6 protein-coding genes are annotated in these 4,473 nt (G+C 38.7%); 3 read left to right on the top strand and 3 right to left on the bottom strand.

Annotated elements, in window-relative coordinates; genetic code table 11:
* The 3 genes from M901_RS01865 to M901_RS01855 form a co-directional block, all read right to left on the bottom strand.
* On the bottom strand, nt 1-257 hold a 257-nt coding region (locus M901_RS01865), incomplete at its 3' end, for a hypothetical protein (protein WP_021276455.1).
* A 108-nt stretch (nt 258-365) separates the two neighbouring features.
* Nucleotides 366-683 carry a hypothetical protein gene (locus M901_RS01860; RefSeq protein ID WP_021276456.1) on the bottom strand — a complete coding sequence of 106 codons (318 nt, stop codon included), beginning with the start codon at nt 681-683 and terminating at the stop codon, nt 366-368.
* A gap of 1 nt (nt 684) precedes the next feature.
* The gene (locus tag M901_RS01855) at nt 685-1,101 is read right to left on the bottom strand and encodes a TraR/DksA family transcriptional regulator (protein ID WP_021276457.1); all 417 of its coding nucleotides are present in this window, start codon (nt 1,099-1,101) and stop codon (nt 685-687) included.
* 129 nt (nt 1,102-1,230) lie between these two features.
* On the opposite strand from M901_RS01855, the gene rimK reads away from it, so the two are divergent.
* The 3 genes from rimK to M901_RS01840 all read left to right on the top strand — a co-directional run.
* Nucleotides 1,231-2,442 carry a 30S ribosomal protein S6--L-glutamate ligase gene (rimK, locus tag M901_RS01850; RefSeq protein WP_021276454.1) on the top strand — a complete coding sequence of 404 codons (1,212 nt, stop codon included), beginning with the start codon at nt 1,231-1,233 and terminating at the stop codon, nt 2,440-2,442.
* Nucleotides 2,426-3,445: a succinylglutamate desuccinylase/aspartoacylase family protein gene (locus M901_RS01845; RefSeq protein ID WP_034719582.1), complete on the top strand. Its 1,020-nt coding sequence runs from the start codon at nt 2,426-2,428 to the stop codon at nt 3,443-3,445. Before rimK ends, M901_RS01845 begins: the two co-directional genes overlap by 17 nt.
* 211 nt (nt 3,446-3,656) lie before the next feature.
* The coding region (locus M901_RS01840; protein ID WP_157679763.1) for a hypothetical protein at nt 3,657-4,473 on the top strand (817 nt) is incomplete at its 3' end.

Below are 4,473 nucleotides of genomic sequence, written 5' to 3'. Positions count from 1 at the left end.
CCAATCATTGTTCCTGCAAAAGCTCCGGCCATTGTTGTGAGAAAACTTGGTCTTCGAGAACGACTTGGTATTCCCATTTTTCGTTGAGATTGTGAGTTTCTCTTTGTCATATCTCTTTTAAAAGGTGTGGTCTTATTCTTCTTGTGGAAGAAACTTCTTGAAGCACGTCTACCAAAGGAACGCTTAAAGCGAGATCTGGCCTCGGCCACTTCTCCCAAAGTCATCATAAGAATCAAGAATATTGCGATATATTTCATACTATCTCCATCTATTTGAGGGGACAGCATACTATATTTACTTGAAATCAGACAAGTTTAGAAGAAAAAGGCCAGATAACATACTGTTATCTGGCGACGTGGAGAGGGCTAGTAGCTTTCTATCAGCTGACTATTTGTAAATCTGGATTCCTTCCAAGATTTGAGGTGGGATTTTGCCTTGGCCAGAAGGTGCTCAAAGACTTCTAGTGGTTGCGCGCCAAAGGCATTGATGTTGAGATTAAATCTCTGTGAGCGAATCAGGAGACAGCCCTGATAGCCTTTTTTTGACGAAGTAAAGTTCAAGTCAATAAAGCTGTGCATCGGGCAAGATTCATAGAGGTTTAGTAACTCTTGCTTGATGGCAATTGCATCTGTTTCAGAAAGTGTTAGACCAAAGGCCTGTACTAATTGAGTTTTTGTCTCCATTCTAAATCTCCGCGATAGACTTTCCATATGATTGAGAGACTTTGTGTCTCGAGATTTCTTGGTGCTCAGAGTCCTCTTTGCAATCAATACAAAGTGTGGCCGTTGGTCTGGCGAGAAGTCGACGGTATGAGATTTCACCATCACACTCTTCACAGATTCCAAATTCTCCAAGCTTTATTTTAAGCAGAGAGTTGTTGATCTTTTTGAGATAACTTGTTCTACGATTGAGAAATCGAAAACCATCAGAATGAAGACTTGAGCTAGTTGCAGAATCGACCACATCACTCGTTTCATCAGAAGAGATCGCTAAGTCCTTTATTGCACTATAAGAGTTCTGGATATCCTCTTTTTGTTCAAGTAGAATCTTCTTAAGCTGAAGAATTTTATTTTCATCAAGGGATAAGTTTTCATTTGTCATGTTCCTCGTCCTCCTGATAATAATTCTCGGCGATTTTTATTTTTAGGTAAAATCGTTTTACTTTGAGATATAATTAGGAAAAAGTTAACTATATTTGAGGTATAATATTAAAGGAATAGAGAGAGTTTTATGAAATTAGCCATCCTATCAAGATCATCAAAAATCTACAGTACTAAGAGATTACTCGAGGCCGCAAAGTCACGAGGTCACAAAGTTCAAGTTCTTGATACTCTTCAGTTTGCACTTGATTTAGAAGAAGAGTCTCCTGATCTCTACTACAAACGAAAGAGACTTTCTCATTATGATGCCATCATCCCAAGAATTGGGACATCTGTTACTTATTATGGAACAGCAGTTGTAAGACAGTTTCAACAGATGGATGTCTTTAGTCCTAGCTCGGCCGATGGAATTATTAACTCACGTGATAAACTAAGAAGTTTTCAAATCTTAAGTCGTCATAAAATCGGTATTCCTGCAACGACATTTGTTAGAGATAAACAAGATGTTCTCCCTGCTATTGAAAGAGTTGGTGGGGTACCAATTATTATTAAACTAATTGAAGGAACACAAGGTATTGGTGTTCTTCTCGCATACACTCTTGAATCGGCCTTATCTATTATCGAGCTTTTCCAAAGCCAAAAGCAGAATATTCTTATTCAGAAATTCGTTGCTGAGAGTAAGGGAAAAGATATTAGAGCAATTGTTGTCGGTGACCAAGTTGTCGCTTCAATGAGAAGAGTCGCTCAAGGTCAAGAATTTAGAAGTAATGTTCACCGTGGTGGAAAGACTGAAAAAATCCAACTTGATCCGGCCTATGAAGAGATGGCAATTAAGGCCGCCAAAATTATGGGACTCGGAATCGCCGGTGTTGATATGTTAGAAAGTAAGGATGGGCCTCAGATTATGGAGATTAACTCATCTCCAGGACTTGAAGGAATTGAAGCTTGTACGAAAATTGATGTGGCCGGTGCCATGATTGATTATATTGATTCAAAAGTTGGTCACCCAGAAATTGACTTAAGAGAGAGACTCTCTGTTAGTAAGGGATATGGAATTGCTGAAATTGTAATTCCTAAAGGATCTGAGTTTGTTGGTCGAACAATTTTTGAAACGATGGTTGAGGATCGCAACCTCAATGCGCTGACTCTTCACCGTGGGGGAAAAGTGATTCCTAACCCTAAACTTGAAAGAGAGCTCAAGGCCAAGGATAAAGTACTATGCTTTGGAAAGATGGAGCTTATGCGCGATCTGATTCCTGAAAAAGTCAGAAAGAGAAGAAAGCCAAAACCTAAGAGACTTAAGGTTTCTGATATTAAGAAGGCCACTGAAGGTGAAAACTAAGAAAGATCCTGATGTTCTCGTTATTGGCGGGACTAGGATAAAAAGAGGAGAGAGAAAGAAACTTCAGCTAGAGGTTTCGACTCTCTTTGACTACACAGAGCTTAAGATTCCTGTGGAAGTTATCCGAGGAAAAGAAAAAGGGCCTGTCCTATTCATTAGTGGGGCAATTCATGGTGATGAAATCAACGGTGTTGAGATCGTTCGCCGAATTCTTAAACGCAAGATTCTTTCAAAGATCAAGGGAACACTGATTCTCGTTCCTGTTGTTAATATTTTTGGATTTAATAATAAAAGTCGCTATCTTCCTGATCGAAAGGATCTTAACCGTTCTTTTCCTGGAACAAAGAAGGGCTCACTCGCATCCCAGATGGCCTATATTTTTATGAAGGAAATTGTTTCTAAGTGTACCCACGGAATTGATCTCCATACTGCGGCCGTACATAGAACGAATTATCCTCAGATTAGAGCAAGCTTAGATGATAATATTGAAACAGAAGAGCTTGCCAAAGAATTTGGTGCCCCAGTTATTATAAACTCTAAACTTCGAGACGGCTCTCTTAGAGAAGCTGCGAGAAAGAGAAATGTTCGTATTCTTCTCTTTGAAGGTGGACAGGCCCTGCGATTCGAGGAAAATGTCATCCAAGTTGGACTTAAAGGCTGTCTTCGAGTCATGAAGAAAATCGGCATGATCACTTCTCGTGACAAGTACCAGAGAAAACCTGCTTTCATTGCCAACTCAAGCTATTGGGTCAGAGCTCCGCATGGGGGAACTTTTAGTGCGAAGGTTAAAATTGGAAACTACGTCGAAGAAGGGGATACGCTAGCTGTTATCGCAGATTTATTCGGCTCATCTCGAGTTGAGGTCGTTGCTGAAAAGTCTGGAATCGTAGTTGGAGCAAACTTACTTCCACTTGTCACAAGAGGAGATGCTATGTTCCACATCGCAAACTTTGATGAGAGTAAGAAAGTTATCAAGGCCGTTGAAGATTATTTTGAAGATTAGTCTGGGAGTTATCTGATCCCCTAACTTACAGCTGTCTAAAGTTTCGACAATTCTCACGTCTATAAGTGCTATTTATTGGCTTCAAATTTGCAACTAAGTTCTTAGTTTAATTATAGGAACTTAGATGACGATTACTTTTAAAAGGACATTTATCTTCATTTTCATCTCTTTATTAGGGCTAAGCTCGTGTCAAAAAGAGAAGGAAGTTGTCGTGCAAAAAGAAGAGACTTTAACGATTGCTTCGCAGGGGTCTGGTGGAGGAGTTATCGATGGAGGTGGCTCTGATCAAGAATATACGACTCGTGAGTTCTTTGATTTTACGTTAAAACAAGTTTATAGAAATTTAAAATCTCGTAATCATTATGAGAATATCCTTCTGCTGGCCAATAGTAAGAGAATGGTCGAGTTTGAACCAGGAAATCACGTCTATCAAAATCAGAAACCATTACTAGATGAAGTCGGAAACTTCTTTGATATCATCACTCAGGACTTTCATCGTTTTGCATACTTCAATAGAAAGTCTTGTGAGATTATGGGAATAGAGAAGTTTCTAGAAAAGAATACTTATTATCGCTTTGATTTAAGAGGGAGTACGTGTGGGGAGATCTTTCCGATCCAAAATATTCCTCTGACAACTATTTTAGAATTTGAAGATATTGAAGTTAAGAATCAGTGTTTTGACCATTATGGAAATGAGAGAATCGCATCTGTATCTAATTTCACAATAACAGCAAAAATCTGTCTTTCTTGGTCTAAGTTTAGTCAGTTACATAAGGCCGACCTTGAGTTGAATCTTATGAAGATAATCGTTCATGAATTAGTCCACAAGATGGGAGTTAAGGAAGAAGTCTTTGCGATAGCAGTTGAAAATTACATCGTCGATAATTATTCAAGATTAAAAGATGAAAGTGAAGAGTACAAAAGTCAACACGCCAGAGCTAGAAGTGAGATAATTAGATTTATTCATGAGAAAGATGTTTATATAGCTTCGTTATTAGAGAATATGTCAGATCTCTTTGATATTAGTT

It is taken from the genome of Bacteriovorax sp. DB6_IX (assembly GCF_000447775.1).
Taxonomy (GTDB): domain Bacteria; phylum Bdellovibrionota; class Bacteriovoracia; order Bacteriovoracales; family Bacteriovoracaceae; genus Halobacteriovorax_A.
Note: the sequence above shows the minus strand (reverse complement) of the source record. Positions and strands in the feature narration are given on the sequence as shown.